The organism is Microbispora sp. NBRC 16548 (genome assembly GCF_030268985.1).
Lineage (GTDB): Bacteria > Actinomycetota > Actinomycetes > Streptosporangiales > Streptosporangiaceae > Microbispora > Microbispora catharanthi.
The window spans coordinates 1-255 of record NZ_BSSF01000122.1; the positions used below are offsets into that span (position 1 = coordinate 1).

Genomic DNA, 255 nt, shown 5'->3' on the forward strand with positions numbered 1-255 from the left:
GCCAGATCCGCCCGCCGGAGATGGGTGTGGAGGCGGCCTCGGTGCCGGTGGACGTGGTCTGCCAGCTGCTGTTCATGGTCAGGTTGTTGGTCGCGACCAGGCGGGTCTGGCCGTTGTCGCGTCGGATCCCGATCCAGGCCGATGAGTCGCGCAGCATCGCCAGTCCGGCCCGGTCACCGTCGCGCATGGCCGAGTAGTCGAGCTGGATCGTCGCGGTCGAGGACGGGCCCAGGATGCGGTGGGTCAGGGTGTTGC

1 protein-coding gene is annotated in these 255 nt (G+C 69.4%); it reads right to left on the minus strand.

Annotation, left to right across the window (positions count from 1 at the left end; genetic code table 11):
• Positions 1 to 255 (minus strand): beta-xylosidase family glycoside hydrolase (locus QSK36_RS43315; RefSeq protein ID WP_285786465.1); only part of this gene is annotated, 255 nt, incomplete at both ends.